The organism is Nonomuraea helvata (genome assembly GCF_039535785.1).
Taxonomy (GTDB): Bacteria; Actinomycetota; Actinomycetes; order Streptosporangiales; family Streptosporangiaceae; genus Nonomuraea; species Nonomuraea helvata.
Window position 1 is genome coordinate 1,835,516 of sequence record NZ_BAAAXV010000009.1, and the last position, 20,285, is coordinate 1,855,800.

Here is a 20,285-nt window from a genome sequence, read left to right on the forward strand (position 1 = left end):
GCACCAGCAACCCCTACCTTCCAGAGAATGGAGAGCACCATCACTACGACCACCGACCCCGCCGACCTGCGCAACGCCATGGTGGACAAGTTCACCGGCTCCCGCCACCTGCGCACCCCCGCGATCATCGACGCCTTCCGGCGAGTCGAGCGCCACCGGTTCATCCCCGACGCCGACGTCGAGGCCGCCTACGTCGATGACGCCGTGCCGATCAAACACAACGAGGACGGCGAGATGATCTCCTGCATCTCCGCGCCGTCCATCGTCGCCACCCAACTGGAGCAGCTCGGCGCACAACCCGGCCACAACATTCTGGAGGCCGGGGCAGCCACCGGCTACAACGCCGCCCTCCTGTCGCGGCTCGTGGCCCCTGGCGGGCACGTGTGGACCGTGGACGTCGACCAGGATCTCGTCAACACCGCCAGTAAGCATCTGGAGGCCGCTGGTGTGTCGAATGTGACCGTGCTGCTGGCCGATGGCGCGGCAGGGCTCCCCGAGCACGCCCCATTCGACCGGGTCCAGTTCACCGTGGGCGCCGGCGACATCCCCCTCCCCGTGTTGGAGCAGCTCGCCCCGGGCGGCCGCCTGGTCATCCCGATGCGGATTCGCGGCAGCATTTCCCGCTCCTTTGCGTGGGAGCGCGACGGCGAGACCTGGAAGACTGTCTCCTGCGAGATGGCCACGTTCGTCCCGCTGCGCAAAGGCATCTGCGACGACGTCCGCATCCTGATCTCCATGGCCGGGGAGGGCAACGTCCGGCTGGAAACCTACAGCGAGCAGCTCGTGGACCGGGAGGCGATGCGGACCGTATTGGACGAGCCGTCCCACAAGCTCTACACCGGCGTGAAGTTCCGGCAGGGCTCGCCCTTCGAGTGGGTCTACCTGTGGCTGGCGTGTGTCCTGCCCAACGGCCTGTCCCGAATGCCCGGCCAGCGACCTGGGTTCACCCCGCACTTCGGGTGGGGTTCCATGGCGGCGCTCGACGGCGACAGCCTGGCCTACCTGACCGTCCGCGAGGGCGACGACGTGGACGGCCGGTTCTGGGAGATCGGCGTCATCGGCCACGGCCCGCGCGCCGCCTCCCACGCCGAGCAGGTTGTCACCGCGATCCAGGAGTGGGACCGTGACCACGGCAACGACGCCCCCGCCCCCGGCTTCCGGATGGCCACAGCCGCCCACCGCGATCTGCTGAAGGCCGCCGACCCTCGCTTCGTCATCGACAAGCCCAACAGCCGACTCGTTGTTGACTGGCCGTAGAACAGGAGCAGTGCGAGGCCCTCGACCAGATCGACGAGGTGATCTGACCATGCCCGCAGCCGATGGTCAGCGCGCCTCGACAGCGCGAGCGGCCACCAGCCGGGCCACGTGAGCCCGGATCCGGGCGCGATCCTCAGGAAACACCGAGTCCCACTCCTCATCGAGGGCGAACCAGCGCGGCGGCTGCCCGGTCTCCCCACCCAGCGGCACATCGAGATCGGCTATCGCGGCGTACGACAGGCCAAGCGTCGGCGACCAGTCCGAGCGGTAGGAACGCACACAGACCGCAGCCGGCACTTCCAGCAGTTCCGCGTGCAGCCCGGTCTCCTCGAACAGTTCGCGTGCTGCGGCGGCGCGGGGAGCCTCTCCCGGCTCGACCTTGCCACCGGGAGGCACCCAGCCCCGCACCCGATGCTTCACCAGCAGGACATGTCCGAAGTCCGGATCGGTCACCCAGACATCCGCCGCCAGCGGCTCCATCGGGTGCTGACGCGCCTGCTCCAGCCAGGCCCGCGCACCGTCGAACTCAAGGGCCGCCAAGCCGACATCGACGGCCACAGCATTCAAGATCGCTTCTTCGTTCTCGCGGTGGCTCACCCCGCACACTTTACGTCGCCGCCTCCCTATGAGATGCCAGCCACCGACACGAACCCGGCTCCGGAAAGGGAGACCCGCCATGCATCGTGAAACGGCCAAACCAAAGGCATGGACCACCGTGCCCGCACGGTGGGGCAGCGCGATCCTGGAGGAGACCTTTGATGTCATGCGCGACCGCGACCCCTCTGATGGCCATCCGTAACGCCTTCCGCACGCTCGTCTTCAGCTGACCCCGAGGGGACGGTGATCCCGTGAGTGAGGACCTTGCTGGGCTGTGGCCGTTGTTCGGGCTCCGCGTGCGAACCCCGCGGCTGGAGCTCGCTGTTCCCGACACCCCGGACCTGCTCAACCTGGCCCAAGCGTCCGGCGACATCCAACCCGCCGGCGAAGCCCGCTACCAAAAGGCGTACCTGTACGAGCCGTCACCCGACAGGGAGCGGCACCTGCTGCAGCGGCACTGGCGGGCCTTGGCTCACTGGCGGCCGGAAAGCTGGGACCTCCATCTGGCCATCCGCGTGGGCGGCGTCGCGATCGGCGTTCAGAACATGTGGGCAAGCAACTTCGGGACCGTTCGCGTTGTGGAGACCGGATCGTGGATCACCCGCAGTCGCCAGGGGCGGGAGTACGGCACCGAGGCCCGCGCCGCCGTCCTCGAGTTCGCGTTCGCTCACTTGGGTGCGTTGGAAGCGCACACCTCGTACGTGGACGGCAACGTCGCCTCCGAGACCGTGTCGCGCCGGCTCGGCTACATCTACAACGGCCGCCGCGCCTACGAGCGCGACGGTGTCCGCACGGTCGAGCATTGCATGCTGCTGGAGGCTGCGACGTGGGAGACGTACCGCGCGCCGGGCATCTCAGTTGGGGGAATCACCCCTGCCTGCCTGGAGCTGTTCGGCGCCGCCTAATGGGAGCTACCGGGTTGGCTGTTCGGGCGGACTCGGTGTCCGGTAGCCGCCGATGGGTGAGCAGTCCCGCCGCCTGGGCTGATGGTTGAGTCCTGGGGTCAGATCATGCCCTCACCCGGCGCGCACCTTGAACTGGCGCCTCTGCCGACTGGAAGCATTCGACGGGTGCGGTCAACCGATGCGGGCCGGTACCGCTCGCGCAATGCGGTGCCCAACAAGGCGCTCGGCCTCGGCGAGCGGATACCAGGCGGCACCCCTCACCTCGGACTCCTGGATGCGCCCCACGTCCGCATCTGTCACGAACGCATACCCAATGTCGAGGTGGTGGTGCTCCGGTTCATCCTTCGCCGGTCGTGCCGGCACCCTGCCGTACTCGATGTATACGGGGCTCTGCGACGCTGGGACGACCTTGCCGGGGTCGACACCGGTCTCCTCGGTCAACTCCCGCAGCGCTGCGTCGATCAAGGAGACGTCGGTCGGTTCGAGGTGACCTCCAGGCTGCAACGGGATCCCGTACGCGAGGTGTTCGACAAGCAGGACCTCGACGCCGCCGCGGACAAGCAGCGCGCCTACGGTCGCGTGCATCCGGAAGTTCCGCCGCGACGCGAAATCCCCTCCCTGAGACAGCAGCTGCACCGGCTCAGACAGCAGGGCGACCTCGTCCGGGTAGCGCTCAAGGTAGGCGGAAAGCGTGCTTGAGATGTCGGAGTCACTGATCGCCACGGGGCACCCCCACACCAGCCCGAGAGCAAAGCTCCCCGTAACCAATTCCTCGGATGTTCGCGACGAGCACTGACACAGTCGGCTCCTATGGAAGCGCGTGGCCTTGAGGAAGGAGGTTCGCACCTTACAGCTGGGACCCGACCGGTGCGCGCATGCCACGCCGAAGAGACACGGGCAGGTGCCCACACTCCCTCCAGCCCCAAGTGATCTCTCCATCGAACGGCACCCCTCAGGAGGGGTGCCGTTACTACGACGCCCTACCGTCTCGCTGGATGGCCGCTTCCAACGCCCGGCGAGCCGCTACAACAGGTGGTAACGGCTCAGACATCCCCAGTGAGCGCCGGATTGCCTGATGCTCGTGCGAGGGACGCTCCTTTGCGGCCTCCGCGGCTACGTACAGTGGATCGCACAGCGGGTCCATAACGATTCCAGTAAGCACTCCGTTACGGACCGACCAGGCGAATATGTAGGGCGAAGGGAGCGCCCGCCTCACAACAACGAGGCCGGGCACGGTGGAGCGGGACGTGGTCAAAATAGGCACCTGCCACCCGTGTAACGGTCCACCCGGAACAGCCCAGAATGATCGCGAATGAGCATCATATGGACGAGCTATGAACTGCCGTCAAGGGTAATAAGCCGCCTCGCGGTCACAAGCCGGACACAAACGCGATCTTCATCTCGAAGTAAACCAAACCGGTCATGAAGGCGTCTGGTCGGAGCTGTCGTCGATCTCGTTCAAGATTTCGATCATCTGGCGGCGAGCGGCATCGCGCTCCTCGTCCGTCATCTGCTCATACTGGGAGCGGACGGCAGCAAGGACCACCTCGAAGTCCTGAGTGACGGCCACCCGCTCAACGGCAAGCTCCTCGCCTGCCAAAGGAGCCCGGCTCTCGCTGACCTCAACAATCGGTTGCTCCTCCAGGGCCTCCGTTTCGCTGGCCAGGAAGGACTCGATCGCCCCTTCCTTGAGCATGTAGGCCCGCTCGATCCGGGCATAGGTCCTCGCGTCATAGTTGTCGCGATCGCCCCGCTCAAGGTCGCTAGTGGTCCGGTAATCCAGCAGATGATCGTCGACGAAGCGTCGACGGAAGCGCCAGTCCGCATTCACGGCACGAGCCAGCGACTTGCGGCGCGACTGGAGCAGGTCACCAAGCCGCACCCAGGCCGGGTCGTTGGCCACCACACTCACTCCTCAGTTCTCGTCCGGGCGCACCGTGCAGGGTTGCTGTCCGCATGGCCGATCTGTGTCAACAGGTTCGGCTGTGCCTACAGGTGCATGCATGCCCCGATCTTTCTCGAATCAAAATCAGGCGTCAATGCCCAATTGGGCAAGAGCATATGGGCTGGTCAGCGGCACCAAGCATGGGAGCGGTCCCAGTCATCGTTGATTCATGCATGTGTTCGATTTTGCCGAAAGTGGCGTCAACGCCTAATGTGGCGTCATGACACATTCGCCCTTCTCGCACAACGGTCATGCCATTCGCGCGATACGTCAGGCGAAAGGGCTCACCGTGACCGAGCTGAGTCGGCGGGTGGGCATCACGCCGCAGTCACTGAGCAACATCGAGCTGGAGCACCGCCCGGGCAGTGCGCACACCCTGAACCGCATTGCGCTTCACCTCGGGATCAGCCTGGCCGCCATCTGCCGGGACAAGATCGCCACAGAGTCAGCCCAGGTGTCCGATGCCGCCCAGGTCTAAACGGCCGTTAGTGCCAGATCCGCTGGCCAGGCCGACCATCTCCGTTCCGGAGGCCGGCGAGCTGCTGGGCCTGAAACGGTCGTCGTCATACGAGGCGGCGCACCGCGGCGACATCCCCACCATCCCGGTCGGCCGCCAGCTGCGCGTGCCTACCGCAAAGCTCCTGGCCATGTTGGGCCTGGCCTGAAACGCAGAAACCCCCACAGGCCGTGCCGGGCTCGTGGGGGCCGATCCCCGAAAGAGGGAATCTCGCAATGTCTATTCTCCATCACGCCGGGGGCAACGAGTTCCAGCCTCCATCGCGGGGTGAAATCCTCGCCTTCCTCGACCAGCTCCGCGGCGAAGCCATCGACGACATCGTCAGTGCCCGACAGGCCGCATCGATCGAACGGCCAGATGTGCACGCGCACCCTGCTGGACAGCCGCACCCATACCAGGGGCCAGCGTGACGAGACACCGCACGACTACCGAAGCCCGCATTTCCCGGCTGGCCGCACGCTGGCCGGTCGGCGCGCTGGTCCGCCACCACGGTGCCCACCGGCGAGGCGTCATCGTCACCGCGGCCGACGAGATCGCGGCGCGCTGGCACAACAGCGGGCGCGGCCATGTCTCACTGCTGCCCTACCGCGACCGCCAGGACCTGGGCGGCCTCGTGAATGTGGCATGGGAGCACGGCGACACCTGCTGGACACGCATCGACGTGCTCGAGGTCGTCGACGCCACCGGCGTATACCACGTCGAAGAGGAGCACTACGGATTCGCGCCCGTGTACCGGCTCGCCGTCAAGGACCAAAGGCCGTATTGGTCGACCGAGGAGTCGTTGATGGACGGCTGCCGATGGGCCGACCGTGACGACCAGTTCGTCGCCGACATCCTGGCGGCAGCGTGAGCGCCTACACCTCTCGGTCGCTGCCGACACGACTGCGCTGGCCGAACGGCTGCCCACCGCCCATCGACGGCTGCCGTCGCTGTGGCCACCGCGCCGCCACACACGACCTGGCGCTCCTGCACGGTCGCGCCCACCCACACACGTTCGAGCGTCCGACGCCAGCGCAGCAACGAGCCCGCATAGCGGCGATCACCCGGAGGCGTACGTCATGATCGCCTTGGAACAGGCTGACCTCGGGGTGCTGTTCGTCGTGTTGGTGGTCACCGGCGTCGCGTCCTTCCTCCTCGGGTTGTTCGCCGGCGCCCCACAAGGGTCCGACGGCAACCCACGGGCCGCAGGCAATCTGCACAAGCGGTTACCTGCCCTGCTGTGGAAACCCAAGCTCCAGCTGATCCTGGATCATCATTGGCAGGTCGAGCGGTTGACAGCCGAACGCGACGACGCCCGCCAGATTGTCTCGACGCAGCTGGCTGAGTTCGGCAAGCTCGCGCACCAGCTGCACCACATCGGCTTCGAGCTGGCCATCGCTACGGCCACAACCGCCACAGCTGAGAACGCAGCGGCGGTGCTGCAATCCCAACTCGACAGGGCGTGCCGCGAACGCGACACGGTCGGCGATCGGCTGGAACTACTGATCACCGGTACCACCGGACTGGCCGAGTCCTGGGAGCGGCTGAGCGAGGTGCCCGCGAGCCTGCCATCCGCCGCCCGGGAACTGCGCGACCTCCTGCGGCAGCTCGGCATGACGGCCGCACCCCTGGGCCGTGATGCCGGATGATGCCGCCTACCGGGCACCAACCGTATGCCGCCCAGCTCCGAGAACAGCTGGCCGAGCACGCTGCCGAATGTCCGCTACCGATGTCGGCTGGCTGCCCTCGCTGCCGCGCTCACGTCCTGGCCGTGCTCGCCGACGCGTATCCCACCGACACGCCCGCTCCCGGCCTGGGGCGTCCCCTGATCACGATCGTGGCCTACGGCACGCCAGGCCCTCAGGGCAGCAAGAAGGCGCACCCCATCTACCGCGGTGGGCGAGGCAGCGAACGCGTCTTCACCGGACGAGTCGCCATGGAAGAGTCCTCGGCGAAGGTCAAGCCGTGGCGGGATGCTGTAGCAGCAGCAGCGGCTGAAGCCATGGCCCCGGCGGCGGCCGCGCTGGATCTGCCTCGCTGGCAGCCACTCGACGAGGCGCTGGTGGCCCAGTTCGTGTTCTCGCTGCCGCGAGGCGCAAGCGTGAAACGCCCTCAACCCACCGTCTATCCCGACCTGAGCAAGCTCGTCCGGTCGAGCGAGGACGCACTCACCGCGGCAAAGGTGTGGGCCGACGACGCCCGCGTGGTCGGCTACCACGACTGCCACAAGCGCTACGCCGGCGACCCTGGCGCCTTGCCTGCGCCCGGCGCGGTGATCCGTGTCTGGCGGGCCCCGTGACGCTCAGGCAACCGCTGAACCGAACGCGCGTTCTGGTCGCCCCACCAGGGGAAATCCCATCAAGAGACGAGTTCCGATGCCAGTACCCAAACTCGACAGCAAGATCCTCAAACGTTTGGAGGACTCTTTCCTGCCGCACACCCGATCCCTGTACGACCGCCTCGGTTCGTCGGTCGTCGCCATCGTCGAGCTGACCTCGGTCGAGCGCGCGGAAACTGCCGCCGAAGAAGAGAAGGCGCCGACCGTGAAATTGCGCGTCACGGGCCTGGAGATCGCCACCCGCGACCAGGAGGACGCCTTACGCCGCGCACAGCAGGCGATGTTCCAGCTGCGCACCACGAGCGGCACGCTCGCCGAACTCGACAGTGAGCAGGTCACGCGCCACATAGCCAGACTGCCCAACCGCATCGTGCAGCCCGAGGAGTAACACGCCCATGACCAACCCAAGCGCCGACATCGGCTGGGTCATCCTCGAACTGCTCGGCCATCGCCGCCTGGCTGGGCACGTGACAACGGAGGAGATCGCCGGTGCGTCGTTCCTGCGGATCGACATCGCGGGCGCTGCCGATGAGCCGCCGATCACCCAGTTCTACGGGCCGAGCGCCGTCTACGCCATCACCCCCACCTCCGAGGAGATCGCCAGGACGGCCGCGGCCCGCAGCCGTCCTCGACCGGTCCAGCGATGGGAGCTTGAGCCGCCCCAGAGCTACGAGCCGGAGGAGGCTCCGTACTGATGCCCCCAACCACCAGCGAGGCGCTGCGCGATGCATACCGCCGTGCCGCAGCCGCCGTCGGCGTCCCGACCGACACGCTCGATACCGCCCTGTGGGAGCAGGACCTCGATGTAGTTCCGCATCTGGTCGGCGATGAGCGGCAATGGCGGCTCGCCCTCGGCGGAACCGAGGAGGCTCGGGTGCTCGACAGCGAGGAATTGTTGAGCGAGCTCGGTTTCGCCCTGCTTGCGCACCCGCAGACATCCCTTGCCCTGCGGCCGGCTGAGCAGGATGAGGTGGCCGCGTTCATGCTGTTCGGTGCCGAAGGGCTGAACGGGCTGGACGAGCGCCGACGTCTCCAGGAGGAGCTCGTCGGCAGGGAAGTGGCCGAGGCGCTGACCATCGCCATCGGCGCGTCCGCTGACGCCTCGCCCGCCGCGGATGGCCGGTTCCGCCTCGACGAGATCGCTGTCGAACTCGACGCCATCGCCTTACGGCTGCGCGAGCTCTCGGTCGCCGCCGAGCGGCCCACCGTGCCAGTCGAGCTGCGCAAGCTCTGCGACCAGCTCGACAGCTACGCCACGGGCGTCAACGGCCTGGCCGAATCGCTGGCTGAGACCGACGCCATCATCAGTGAGAACCGGCCGCTACGCCCCGCCTTCTCCCCTGGTCGCCCGTGGGGACTACGGGCGCTGGAAACGCCGCTGGACTCCTCCGGCAAGCGGAACCCGACCGTGCTGTCCAACTGGCAGATCTGTTCGCTGGCCAGGCCGGCGGGCTGGGGCGAGCCTGAGGAGCCGGGAATCCCGTACCTGACAGGCATCGCCGGGCTGCCCGGCCTGGAACGGTGGGAGTCAGCCCGCGCCACCGACCGGCGCGCCGCCGAACGTGCCCTGGCTATCCAGCAGGAGGCCGCCCGCCAGCCGTGCACCAGCTGCAGCGCCGAGCCCGGAAAGCCGTGCACCACGCGGACGGGCCGGGTGGCCGAGATGTTCCACCGGCCGCGCCTAACGGCCGCCACCGCGGCGGTCGACCAGGCCGACGACGACACACCGGCTGAGCATCGGGCCGACCCGTGACCCTGGCTGAGCGCGCCCTGTGCGCCATCGGCGAGCGCGGCTTCGGCGACGTTGCCCGTGATGAGGGATAGACAGCAGGCATGTGGCCACTGGGGCGGTGACCGCCGGTGCGGTGACCGCCCCGCGCGGCCGTACATCATCGGGTGGCGCTGCCCCCAGCACACCCCAGCGGCGATAGCCGGCCGCCCTGAGCCGTCCGGCGGATATTGCGCGCCGGCCCGGTGCTACTGCGGCTCATGTCCTTCCTGGAACCCCCTCGCCGACCCGCCCGCCCCGATCGACGCCTGGGGCCTGATCGCGCCCTGGCAGATCGCCCCCGCAGCGGCTTTAAGCGAATTCCGCCGGCCGCGGCGTGGTGCCCGCGCGACCTCCTGACCCCTCGCCTCCGCCTCAACCGACCCGGGAGATCCACACTCATGGCACGCGGTGAGATCCACATCCAGCTCAACGTGGACTTCGCGGACGACCCCAAGGTTCGCGCCCTCGCCCGCTATGGCCGCGACGCCCGCAGCATCCGCGATCTCTACGTGCAGATGCTCTGCTACGCCAAGCGCAACCTGTCCGACGGACACGTCCCCACCGAGCAACTCGGCATCCTCACCTACCCCGACAGTCCGGCCCGCAGTAAGAGGGACGCTGACCGGCTGGTCGAGGTGGGCCTCATCAAGGCTGTGGACGGCGGCTGGTACGTGCCCGCCTACCTCAAGCGCAACAAGTCCCGAGCCCAGGTTCAAGCAGCGGTCGAGGACAAGGCCGATCGCACCGCCCGCGCCGCCACCGTCGGCAACCACCGGCGCTGGCACGAGCGGCGGGGCAAGCTCGACTTGGAGGGCTGTGTCCATTGTCGGGATGCGATCGCTCGACGTGATCGGTGGGCGATCGCAGCCAGCGATTCGCTCGGATCTGGGTCGGATCGCACAGAGACAGAGACAGAGACACAGTCACAGACAGAGCCACAGACAGGGTTGGATTCTTCTCCGAAGAATCCCCCTCCCCCCAACCCCCCATCGCCTGCCGGCGACGCAGCGCCAGCAGAGGCGCAGGCCGCACGTCGGGATGCGCTGGTGGCCGAGGTGCTGCGCGTTCGCCCGGAATGGCAGGCATCTTCGATCCACCGGGTGCTGAACGACCCCAAGCTGGCCAGCACCGTGTGGCCGCAGCTGGAGCGCGCACTGCTCGCCGTGGCGGCCGACCCCTCAACGCAAGGTCCGGGCCGAGTGCTGTACGACGGCCCCTGGTGGTCCCAGCAGCCTCCGCCGCAGCAGCCAAGTCCGCGCTGCGGCCAATGCTCTCCCGCGCGCCGACTTGAGGACGCCGACGGCCGCGACCTTGGCCCCTGCCCGACCTGCCATCCGGGGAGAAGACGATGAACCAACGCGTTGACGAGATCGAATTGGCCAAGCGCGAGCTCACCCGTCGGCTCACCCCGTACATCGCAACCGAACGCGCCTGGTCCATCGGCGCCGATTATGTGACCGACCTCCTTGCACGTGGCTGGCGACCGCCTCTCGATCGCCCTCCCAAACCCAGCCGAAAAGGCGACTACGTCCGAGGGGCGGCCCTGGCGCGCGAGCTCCTGGCCCAACGTCTGCAGAGCGCTGACGCGGGTGACAGCATCCCCGATCCCGACGCCGAAGCTCTGCGCTCAAGCCTTGCGACAAGCGGGACCTGCTGTCCGCGTACGACCTCATCTCCCGAACGGGGTACGACCTCACGTCCAGAGGGTCGGCATGTCATTGACGTGTTCGAGCTGAGTTAGTGATCATCCTTCGATCTGTCAGCCGGCAAGCAGACGAGATCGAAGGATGACCACGCTCAATGATCCTGGATTCGAGGGATTGGATGAATATCCGTCGCTTCCGCGCCCTGCATGAAGCGGGCGTGAGTATCGCCGCGATAGCTCGGGAGACCGGGCACGACTGGAAGACCGTTAAGAAGTATCTGCAGGCTGAGGGTGCGGTCCCGCCCTCAGCGCCGTCACGCAAGGGGACCCAGCCGCGCAAGCTCGAGCCGCTGGAAGGCGTGGTGGAGAGCTGGCTGCGGGCCGACATCGGGCTGAAAGCGTCGGTGATCCACGAACGGCTCCAGGCCGAGTACGGCTGGAACGGTCACTACCAGCGGATCAAGATGTTCTGTGCCGAGGCCCGACCCCGCATCCGGGCCGAGCTCGGGCTGAGCCTCGACGACCTGGCCGGGCTGCACCGTCGCTTCGAGGTGACCGCCGGCGCCCAAGCTCAGGTCGACTGGGGCGACGAGGGCGGCATCCTGGCCCACATGGGCATCGCGAAGGTCTACTCCTTCCATATGGTGCTGTCCTACTCACGCGACCCGTTCTGCTGCTTCACCACCAGCATGGACCTGGCCACCTTCTGGGAGTGCCACCGGCGCGCGTTTGACCACTTCGGCGGCGTCCCAGGCGTGATCGTTTACGACCGGACCAAGACCGTCGTCCGTCAGCACGTCGCCCCGGGCAAAGCGGTCCCGCTGCATCCCGAAGCGGTGGCGTTTGCCGGGCACTACGGTTTCGACATCGATGTGCTGGCTGCTCACCGGCCCACTGGGAAGGGCCGCGTCGAGCGGCAGGTCGACATCCTGCGCGATCACGTACTGGCCGGACGGAGCTTCACCTCGATCGGCGAACTGGACACCGCTTTCGCCGCCTGGGTGCCGATCCGGCGTGGCACGGTGCACCGCACCCATGGCGAGGTCATCGGAACGCGCGCCGTCCGCGATCATGATGCACTCGCAGCCCTGCCCGCCAGCTCCTATCTGGTGGCCGAGCGGCATCTGCGGCGGGTCGGCAAGGACTGCTTGATCTCCTTCGACGGCTGTCTGTATTCCGTTCCCGCCCGCCGGGTGCGCGCCGGCCAGCAGGTGGAGTTGCGGGTCACCGGCAGCGAGGTGACCATCTGCGACCCGGCCGCCGTCAGCGCCGCGGACGCTTTGCTGGCCATCCACCAGCGCGCCACCGTCTCCGGCACGTGGGTCGTCGACCCCAAGCACTGGGACGGCCTGCCCGACGGACACACCCGCGCCACGACCAGCGGTCCCGTCCCCTCCAGCCTCGCCACCGGCCAGCCCGTCGAGCAGGACGCGGATGGCCTGGCCGCGCTGCTGAAACGCTCGGCCGCCGCGCAGATCCCCGTCGCCCGGCGCCCGCTGGCCGCCTACGACCTGGCCGCGGGCCTGAATTCCACCCCGATCACCGAAGGACTGAACTGATGTCGCAGCTGGTCACCAACCGCATCAAAGCGCACGCCACCCGGCTCGGGTTGCCCCACCTGGCCGCCAGCGTCGACCAGCTCATCGCCCGCGCCAACGCCGACAAGATGGGCTACCTCGACTTCCTGGACCTGATCCTGGAAGAAGAACACGGCGTCCGCGACGGTCGCCGCTTCCGCGCCGCGCTCAGGTTGTCGAAGCTGCCCCACCACAAGGAGATCACCGAGTTCGACTTCTCTTTCCAGCCCGACCTCGACCCGCGCAAGATCAAGGACCTGGCCGCGCTGTCGTTCGTCGAGGCCAAGGCCAACGCCGCCTTCCTGGGGCCGCCTGGGGTGGGCAAGACCATGCTCGCCGTCGGCCTGGCCGTCGCGGCCTGCAAGGCCGGCTTCTCCATCTACTTCACCACGCTGGACGACATGGTCCGCCAGCTCAAGGAGGCCAACGCCATCGGCCGTCTGGCCGCCAAGCTGAAGACCTACACCCGCCCCAACGTCCTGGTCCTGGACGAGGTGGGCTACCTGCCCCTGGAAAGGGACGAAGCCAACCTGGTCTTCCAAGTCATCTCGAAAAGATATGAAACCGGGACGATCTTGCTGACCAGCAACAAAGCCTTCAGCGAGTGGGGAAGCGTGTTCGGAGACGACGTCCTGGCCACCGCAATCTTGGATCGGCTCCTGCACCACTGTGAGGTCGTCTCCATTAACGGGCCAAGCTACCGGCTGAAGAACCGGCTCACCACCATCAAGGGAGGTTCAGAAGTGGCATGATCAACCCAGCCGAACTCAGGACGTGAGGTCGTACGCGACTCGCCAGATGAGGTCGTACCCGGACACCTGCGGAGCGATACCAGCCTGCGTGGAGCCGGACTGCTCGGATCGGCTGCCAGCACACACCCGCCCGGGCCAGCACCGGCGCACCCCCAAGTCGAACCACCGTCGCATCGCTCGCCGAGGACAGCTCGGCCTCTGCCAACCTGGAATGTCGAAGTCATAATTAGTTATGATCAAGATATAAATCCCGGGAAGGAAAGGAAGCCGAGATGCCAGGAACGGAAGCTGTCACGGTCGAGAGGCTGTGCGAGGCGCCGCGCGGGGAGAAGCGATGACCGCGACGTTAGAGGCCGGTACGGCACGGCTGCTCGGCCGGTTCCGGCATGGCAGCCGCAACTGGCGCAACGCCCGCGAAGGCCGAGTCGGAGGATCGACGATCGCCGGGATCGCGGGCTTGTCCCCGTGGCAGTCGCAATTCTCCATCTGGTGCGAGATGGCCGCACTCATCCCCGCCAGCAAAGAGACCAAGGCGCAGGCCCGAGGACACCTCCTGGAGTCCACCGTACGGAGGTGGTTCGCCGCCCAGCATCCCGAATGGAAAGTTCGCACCGCCGGGACGTACGTGCATCAGGAGCGGGACTACCAGCTCGCCAATCCCGACGCGCTTTGCTACCAGGACGGTGCCCTGGTGGAAGGCGCCGAGTTCAAAACTGACGCCGACGCTGCCGGTTCCGGCTGGGGACGCCCTGGCAACGACCCCAGCCAGGTGCCCGTCTACTACCGCGCCCAGGTGCGGTGGTACATGGACGTGTTCGGCCTGCCCCGCTGGCGGGTCGTCCTCCTCGACGACCGGTTGACGTTCCGCGAATACGTCATCGAGCACGACCCCGTCGAGGCGGCGATCCTGCGCGACGCCGCCGAAGACTTCCTGGCCTCCCTCTTCTGGGATGAGATGCCGGAGCTGGACGACCACCCTGCCACCTACGCGGCGGTGCTCAAGCTGCATCCCGAGATCGACCGGAACGCCTCGGTGATCCTGCCGCACGAGCTGGCCTACAAGTACATCGACGCCCACCTCGGCCTCGAGGCGGCCGAGAAGCGCGTTCAGGCCGCGAACACCGAGGTGGCCGCGTTCATGGGGCAGGCCCGCCGCGCGCTGTGGGACGGCTACCGGGTGGCCCGCCGCCAGCTGTCCTCTGCCCGCACCCCGTACCTGCGCCCCGACGAGAAGATCGCCGGCATCCCCATCCCCGCGCCGCAGGAGTGCGCGGCATGAGCGGCTACCGCGAGGAGACCTGGGAGCAAGCCCAACCGCAGCGGCCCGGCCAGCCGACCGGGCAGGAGCTGCAACTGATCGAGGAGATGACGGCCGAGGTCCGCCGCCACCGCGACCACCTGGCGGCGGTGCTGCCGCGCGGCGCGACGCTGCAGCAGATCATGCAGGACGCCCTCAACTGCCTGCGCGACACCAAGGACCTGGCCTTGGTCCACCGGCCGACGTTCGTGGGCGCGATGATGACGTGCGCAAGCCTCGGCCTACGGCCCGGCGTCCCCGGACTCGGCCACGCGTGGCTGCTCCCGTTCCGCAACGGCGAGGAAAACGGCCGTTTGGACGCCAAGCTGATCATCGGCTATCAGGGCTACAAGGATCTCGCATACCGGCATCCGAAGGTGGTGGCCGTCGAGTCGAAAGTCGTCCACGCGGCCGACACGTTCGACATCGACATAGGCGAGAACCTGCTGACCCACAAGCCGCCGCCGCTGGGAGTACCGCGCGGTCCCGTGATCGGCTTCTACGCGCTGGCGAAGATCCAAGGCCCGTATGGCACCGAACGCATCCTCACCGAGCCGATGAGCCTTGCCGAAATGGAGGAGCACCGCGACCTCTACGCCATGCACCGAAGGTGGGAGAACGGGCGTCGGGTCGTCGCTGGAACCTGGATCAGGCACTTCATCCCGATGGGGAAGAAGACCATGATCCGGGCGCGGCTTGTCAAGGAGATCCCGATCGCTCTCGACCTGGCCACGGCGCTGGCCGTCGACGAGGGGTTCCGAACCGACCTCAACCCTGACGCGGACCCGGCGCGCGTCACCAGGCATCCGTCCGATGAGCCGCCACCAATCGACCCGCGGACCCCCGTCCGCGAAGCGGCCGTGATCCGGCCTCCGAAGCGGGACGGCGGCATCACCCCGGACCAAGACCGGCGCATCGCCCGGCTGATGCGCCAGCGCGGCATGACCAAGGAGGCCGCGCTGGACCTGGTGCAGCGGACCATCGGCGAGCGCCGGTCGGCCCGGCAGCTGTCCGAAGAGCAGGCGGCCAAGGTGATCGCGGCGATTGAGGCACTGCCCATCGATGGCGCAGTCCTCACTCCGGACCGCGAAGAGGCCGAACAGCGCATCGTCGCCCTGTTCGACGGCCTTGACTCGCTGCTCAGCGCTGAGCGCCGGGTGCGCGACCTATCGACGCTGCTCGGGCGGGACGTTCGCACCCCTGCGGATGTCACCCACGGGGAGCTGGGCGACATCGCCGACGTGCTGACCGCGTGCAAGGGCCAGACAGCCGAATGGGACGCCGCGGTCAAGGCGGCGGCCGACCAACGAAAGGCAGGCGTGACATGACCTCCAAGGCTCGGACGGGCATCGAGCACGGCACGGTGCGGGGCTGGCGGCAGCACCAGAGACGCCGGATACCCCTGAACGACGAGTGCGGGTGCCGGGAGGCCCGCCGGCAGGCGGACCAGGCCAGGAAGCTGGAAGCAGCGAACCAGCCGCCACCACCGCAGCTGACACCGCCGCCCGGCCTGTGGGCGCCCGCCCAGGACAGCCCAGCACTCGGCACGCCGATCAAAGGAAGGGAGCTGACGGAGGGCGACGTGATCGTCCACGTCGGACGGCACTACCCGGTGGAGCGCTTCGACGCCTACTTCGGGTCCCTGCGCAACGAACTCGGCCATGAAACCCGCACTGCCGTCTGTGGCACCTGGGAGATGGCGATCGGCCCTGACGCGACGATCCACATTGTGCCCCGCGACGAGCGGTTCTGCCCCCCGTACGCGCACGCCAGGGACGCCTGTCAGCCCTGACGCTCGGCCGAAGCGGACGACCGATCGGCGGCCTCGGCCCCGCCCCGGGGCCGCCGCATCTCGCCGACCGCAGCCTCGCGACGAAGAGCACCCACCACTACCAGCGGCCGACTCGCAACGAACGGGTGACCGGGATGGCCAGGGCCACGAGACGCCTCACGGGCGGACAGGAACCACTGTCCGTTCCGGATGAACCTGTCGGCGGCGGTATGCACTGAGCTGTGGTTTGACAAGTACGTGTGCACGCTGCCGGTCCCAGTTGTTCACCTCAACCTGACGGATTCCGTGGCCTGCAAGGTGAAGACGAACGTCGCGCCTTTCCCGACTCCTTAGCGCCCGCCTGAACTGATGTCACAATATGCAACTGATAGACTACTTAGAGTTCAAGTCGGGTGGACCCCTGCGAACAGGCGCACACCCATACGACGAGAACCCGTGTGGTGGCGCTGTCGCGGAGGTGGAGAAGCCATGAAGGTTGGTCTTGGCCTGCCGATCAGCGACCTTCCGTCGTTGCTGACCTGGGCGCGGCGCGCGGAAGCCGGGCCGTTCACCACGCTGGGGCTGCTCGATCGCATCGTCTATGACAACCCCGAGCCGCTGGTCACTCTGGCCGCTATCGCCGCAGCCACCACCAGGATCCGCGTGCAGACCGAGGTGTTGCTCGCGCCAGTGCGCGAGCCGGTGCTGCTGGCCAAGCAGAGCGCGACCCTGGACCGGATGTCCGGCGGGCGTCTCACCCTTGGTGTCGGCGTGGGCGCACGCCCGGAGGATTTTCTGGCGGTGGGCGCGGAGTATGCGATGCGGGGCCGCCGGGTCGATGAGATGATGCCGGTCCTGAAGCGGATCTGGTCGGGTCGACCCTACGGTGATCAGGTGGGTCCCATCGGCCCTGCCCCCGCCCGCGAGAACGGTCCGGAGCTCCTGTTCGGCGGCTTCGTCCCGGCTGCTCTCAAGCGCGTCGCGCGCTGGGGCGACGGCTATCTCAGCGCCACGCCCGTCGAGCGCACCGACCAGTTGTTCCGCACGGCCGAAAAGGAGTGGGCCGCGGCCGGACGTGCGGGCAGGCCGCGCCTTGTCGGCCAGGTCAACGTGGTCTTGGGGCCGCAGAGCGTGGTCGAGGACGCCAAGCAGGCGATCGACTCCTACTACGCGTCCCTGGCCGGCTCGTACGAGGTCCATATGGTGACGACTGCGGACCAGATCCGCAGCGCGATCAGCGGGTTCGCCGATCTCGGCGCCGACGAGGTGATGCTCTACTGCTGGGCTCACGACCCGGATCAAGTCGATCGCCTGGCCGACCTCGTGGCCTGACCCGCCACCGGCGACATCCCGCAACGACCTGCGTGGCCGCTGCAGGCTGGAGGCGGTGAACGGCCCGTCCGGAGGCGTCTCTCGCCTCGCCTGAGGGAGTCCCGGCATGGCGGCCATCGGGCGGCCCTTATGGCCGAAGCATGCCGCAGACCTACCGCCGCCGGGTCTACCAGATCAACCGACCCGGTAACCGCCCTTAGCGGACGACCTCGATGTTGGCCATCATGCCGCGGTCCTCGTGGTTGAGGATGTGGCAGTGCAGCGGGTACTTCCCGACGAAATCCCTGAACCTCGTCCTCATCACCACTTCGCCGCGTGCGGGGAGCTGCACCGTGTCCTGCCAGTTACGGGCGTCGTACGGCCTGCCGTTCACGCTGATCACCTGGAAATCGTTGACGTGCACGTGGAAGGTGTGCTCCTCGTTGGCGAGGTTGCGCACCCGCCACTCCTCGGTGGTGTTCAGCCTCGCCCGCACGTCGATCCGGTTCGGATCGAACAACTTGCCGTTGATGAAGAACTGGTCGGCGCGGGTGTTTTCCGAGAACGTGATGACCCGCCGCTGGGCGATGGGATCCTTCCTCAGGTCGTCGAAGTACCGGGCCGCGAACGTCGTGGGCAGGCGTGCGGGCGTCACGGCGCGCCCCGCGGACACCAGGGTGGCCAGGGTCGCCTCAGGGTAGGAGTCGCCGTCCTTGCCGGTGCTGTAGGGCTGGGTCACCAGGCGGGTACGGCCGGCCGGCGGCCCCTGCACGAGCACGTCCCACCGGCTGCCAGGAGGCATGAGCAGCATGTCGGTGCTCCAAACCCTGGCAACGGGATTGGCGTCCTGGGCGATGACGTGGAAGCGCACGCCCTGAAGCTGGACGTTGTAGGCGATGTCGGCGCCGATGTTGGCCAGCCGCCACATCTGCGTCTCGCCGGGCCGGATGTGGATGATCGGATTGATGAGCCCGTTCACGGTCCGGGTGGTCGGAGCGTTGCTGTCGATGTTCGCCGTCGGTATCGCCCCCGCGTGCACCTGAAAGTCCTTCAGCGCGATGAGCAGCTCGGCCGTGTCATGGAGGTCGGACGGCAGGTACCGGTTCAGCCCCTCGATCACGATCGCGCCCGACAGCCCGGCGAACACCTGCGCCTCCGAGAGCGGGTGCGCGTGGGAGTGGTACCAGTACGTGCCCGGTGCCAGGTCCTCGGGCAGCCGGTAGGTGTAGTGGTAGGTCTTGCCCGGCATGATGTGCAGGTAGATGTTGTCGGAGCTGTCCCTCGGTGAGACGTGCCAGCCGTGCGTGTGCAGGTTGGTGTGCTCGCCCAGCCGGTTCACCAGCTCCAGGTCGAGGCGGTCGCCGGGAAACAGGCGCAGCGTCGGCGGCATGTAGTCGCCGTTGTAGGTCAACGCGCGGATGTCTTGGCCTGCGAGCCGTACCACGCGTTGCTCCACGACCAGCCGCACGTGCAGGCGGCCGTTGCGGCTCGACAACTCGCGCGGCTGGCGGAAGGCCGGCTGCGCCTGCGCGGTCGGGGTGGCCGGACTCGCCGGACCGGCAGGACCGCCGGGGACGGCCTCCATCGTGGCGGCGGTGCCGCAGCCGGTCGCCACCAGCAGGGCCAGCCCCAGCAAGAGGACGGCTCTGGACAGGGCCATGGCGCTCCTTGTCAACGACGTGGACAGCCACGTGGATGCCCGGCGTCGGCCCGCCCACACTGGAGCTGACCCGCATTTTCACAAAGATTGGCCGGTCCCGACCGCCGTTGGAGCAGGCTGTGCTACAGGGCGCGCGGCACGGCCCTCCGGTCCTGTCCCGGGTGAACGGGCTTCGACGACCACGCTGGGGACATGGTTCTCAAGATGGGCCAGAAGGCGCCGGAGTTTTTCCTGGACGCCCCGTGGCGCTCCCCTACCTGAACCCCCGCCAGCGGCCCGACCCGCAACGAACAGGGTGGCCGCGATGGCTCGGGCCACGAGACGCCCAGCCCGCGGCGAGCGCACACGTGACCTGCCGCCCCGAAAACGTCCGTTTGACGATCGCCGATTTGATATCAACATCATATTGTGTGACGCTGCCGATATGGCGACGGCATGGGCGGAGAGGGAAGCCGCACGGGTGGGCCTCAAGGAGGCTTACGACAAGAAGGAGGCGGCTAAGGCCGCCGTCACGCAAGCCGTGGTCGATGCACGCGGTGTGCGGGTCACCTGGAAGAAGATTGCCGACGAGCTCGGCGTGGAGCCCTCCAACGCGACCCGCAAGTACAAGCCGTCCGTTGACAAGATGGAGCCGGCGAACACGTGGGAGAACGAGCCCGACCCTGAGTTGCTGGCGCTCGCCGCTGTCCGGGACGCCGTCAGAAAGCACAAGGAGGCGGTGCGGGCCGAGCTGCTCGCCGTGGCCGCCGCCCGCGCCCTCGAGGTGACGTGGAAAGAGATCGGTGAGGCGGTGAAGATGGCGGAGCCGAACGCGTTCGTTAAGTACACCGCCCTCCTGGAGGAGAAGCGCGTTGTAACGGTGCGCGGCGAACCGCCAGCGGAGTGACGTCGCCCGCGACATCGACGCCCCTGCAGCCTGCCAGGCGCAGGGGCGTCGTCGACTCTATGTCTTGACCTGCGATT

The 20,285-nt window shown here is 67.6% G+C and carries 22 protein-coding genes; 18 read left to right on the forward strand and 4 right to left on the reverse strand.

Features of this window, described 5'->3' with window-relative positions:
* Positions 1-27: 27 nt before the first annotated feature.
* Entirely contained in the window at positions 28-1,257 is a 1,230-nt protein-coding gene (gene fxlM / locus ABD830_RS41755; RefSeq protein ID WP_344999840.1) for a methyltransferase, FxLD system, read from the forward strand.
* 66 nt (positions 1,258-1,323) lie between these two features.
* On the opposite strand, the gene ABD830_RS41760 is transcribed toward fxlM, so the two are convergent.
* Positions 1,324-1,854: an NUDIX domain-containing protein gene (locus ABD830_RS41760; protein ID WP_344999842.1), complete on the reverse strand. Its 531-nt coding sequence runs from the start codon at positions 1,852-1,854 to the stop codon at positions 1,324-1,326.
* Positions 1,855-2,105: 251 nt separating this feature from the next.
* On the opposite strand from ABD830_RS41760, the gene ABD830_RS41765 reads away from it, so the two are divergent.
* Complete coding sequence (locus ABD830_RS41765) at positions 2,106-2,759, forward strand: GNAT family N-acetyltransferase (protein WP_344999844.1); 654 nt, start codon at positions 2,106-2,108, stop codon at positions 2,757-2,759.
* 171 nt (positions 2,760-2,930) lie between these two features.
* Here ABD830_RS41765 and ABD830_RS41770 read toward each other — a convergent pair whose 3' ends face one another.
* Positions 2,931-3,482, reverse strand: a complete 552-nt coding sequence (locus ABD830_RS41770) for an NUDIX hydrolase (protein ID WP_344999846.1) — start codon at positions 3,480-3,482, stop codon at positions 2,931-2,933.
* Between the two features lie 697 nt (positions 3,483-4,179).
* Entirely contained in the window at positions 4,180-4,665 is a 486-nt protein-coding gene (locus tag ABD830_RS41775) for a hypothetical protein (protein ID WP_344999848.1), read from the reverse strand.
* 259 nt (positions 4,666-4,924) lie between these two features.
* On the opposite strand from ABD830_RS41775, the gene ABD830_RS41780 reads away from it, so the two are divergent.
* The 15 genes from ABD830_RS41780 to ABD830_RS41850 all read left to right on the forward strand — a co-directional run bounded on the left by ABD830_RS41780 (position 4,925) and on the right by ABD830_RS41850 (position 17,683).
* Positions 4,925-5,182: a helix-turn-helix domain-containing protein gene (locus ABD830_RS41780; protein ID WP_344999850.1), complete on the forward strand. Its 258-nt coding sequence runs from the start codon at positions 4,925-4,927 to the stop codon at positions 5,180-5,182.
* A 10-nt stretch (positions 5,183-5,192) separates the two neighbouring features.
* The gene (locus ABD830_RS41785) at positions 5,193-5,369 is read left to right on the forward strand and encodes a helix-turn-helix domain-containing protein (RefSeq protein ID WP_344999853.1); all 177 of its coding nucleotides are present in this window, start codon (positions 5,193-5,195) and stop codon (positions 5,367-5,369) included.
* A 258-nt stretch (positions 5,370-5,627) separates the two neighbouring features.
* On the forward strand, positions 5,628-6,071 hold the full coding sequence (locus ABD830_RS41790; RefSeq protein WP_344999855.1) for a hypothetical protein: 444 nt from the start codon (positions 5,628-5,630) through the stop codon (positions 6,069-6,071).
* A 208-nt stretch (positions 6,072-6,279) separates the two neighbouring features.
* Positions 6,280-6,849 (forward strand): hypothetical protein, encoded by a 570-nt coding sequence (locus tag ABD830_RS41795; protein ID WP_344999857.1) that lies wholly within the window; start codon positions 6,280-6,282, stop codon positions 6,847-6,849.
* 122 nt (positions 6,850-6,971) lie between these two features.
* Complete coding sequence (locus ABD830_RS41800; RefSeq protein WP_344999859.1) at positions 6,972-7,499, forward strand: RusA family crossover junction endodeoxyribonuclease; 528 nt, start codon at positions 6,972-6,974, stop codon at positions 7,497-7,499.
* Positions 7,500-7,575: 76 nt separating this feature from the next.
* Positions 7,576-7,926, forward strand: a complete 351-nt coding sequence (locus ABD830_RS41805; RefSeq protein WP_344999861.1) for a hypothetical protein — start codon at positions 7,576-7,578, stop codon at positions 7,924-7,926.
* Positions 7,927-7,933: 7 nt separating this feature from the next.
* Positions 7,934-8,233 carry a hypothetical protein gene (locus tag ABD830_RS41810; RefSeq protein ID WP_344999863.1) on the forward strand — a complete coding sequence of 100 codons (300 nt, stop codon included), beginning with the start codon at positions 7,934-7,936 and terminating at the stop codon, positions 8,231-8,233.
* A complete protein-coding gene (locus tag ABD830_RS41815) occupies positions 8,233-9,291 on the forward strand; it encodes a zinc finger domain-containing protein (protein WP_344999865.1) in 1,059 nt (352 codons plus the stop codon). The genes ABD830_RS41810 and ABD830_RS41815 overlap by 1 nt, the downstream gene beginning before the upstream one ends.
* A gap of 416 nt (positions 9,292-9,707) precedes the next feature.
* Positions 9,708-10,661 (forward strand): hypothetical protein, encoded by a 954-nt coding sequence (locus ABD830_RS41820; protein ID WP_344999868.1) that lies wholly within the window; start codon positions 9,708-9,710, stop codon positions 10,659-10,661.
* 472 nt (positions 10,662-11,133) lie between these two features.
* The gene (gene istA, locus ABD830_RS41825) at positions 11,134-12,513 is read left to right on the forward strand and encodes an IS21 family transposase (protein WP_344999871.1); all 1,380 of its coding nucleotides are present in this window, start codon (positions 11,134-11,136) and stop codon (positions 12,511-12,513) included.
* The gene (gene istB, locus ABD830_RS41830) at positions 12,513-13,283 is read left to right on the forward strand and encodes an IS21-like element helper ATPase IstB (protein ID WP_344999873.1); all 771 of its coding nucleotides are present in this window, start codon (positions 12,513-12,515) and stop codon (positions 13,281-13,283) included. Before istA ends, istB begins: the two co-directional genes overlap by 1 nt.
* Before the next feature lie 334 nt (positions 13,284-13,617).
* Positions 13,618-14,562 (forward strand): YqaJ viral recombinase family protein, encoded by a 945-nt coding sequence (locus tag ABD830_RS41835; RefSeq protein ID WP_344999876.1) that lies wholly within the window; start codon positions 13,618-13,620, stop codon positions 14,560-14,562.
* Positions 14,559-15,908, forward strand: a complete 1,350-nt coding sequence (locus ABD830_RS41840) for a recombinase RecT (protein WP_344999878.1) — start codon at positions 14,559-14,561, stop codon at positions 15,906-15,908. The genes ABD830_RS41835 and ABD830_RS41840 overlap by 4 nt, the downstream gene beginning before the upstream one ends.
* Complete coding sequence (locus tag ABD830_RS41845) at positions 15,905-16,372, forward strand: hypothetical protein (protein ID WP_344999880.1); 468 nt, start codon at positions 15,905-15,907, stop codon at positions 16,370-16,372. Before ABD830_RS41840 ends, ABD830_RS41845 begins: the two co-directional genes overlap by 4 nt.
* Before the next feature lie 468 nt (positions 16,373-16,840).
* Positions 16,841-17,683: an LLM class flavin-dependent oxidoreductase gene (locus ABD830_RS41850; protein WP_344999882.1), complete on the forward strand. Its 843-nt coding sequence runs from the start codon at positions 16,841-16,843 to the stop codon at positions 17,681-17,683.
* A 196-nt stretch (positions 17,684-17,879) separates the two neighbouring features.
* Here ABD830_RS41850 and ABD830_RS41855 read toward each other — a convergent pair whose 3' ends face one another.
* A complete protein-coding gene (locus ABD830_RS41855; protein WP_344999884.1) occupies positions 17,880-19,322 on the reverse strand; it encodes a multicopper oxidase family protein in 1,443 nt (480 codons plus the stop codon).
* A gap of 424 nt (positions 19,323-19,746) precedes the next feature.
* On the opposite strand from ABD830_RS41855, the gene ABD830_RS41860 reads away from it, so the two are divergent.
* Complete coding sequence (locus ABD830_RS41860) at positions 19,747-20,208, forward strand: hypothetical protein (protein WP_344999886.1); 462 nt, start codon at positions 19,747-19,749, stop codon at positions 20,206-20,208.
* The last annotated feature ends 77 nt before the right edge of the window (positions 20,209-20,285 follow it).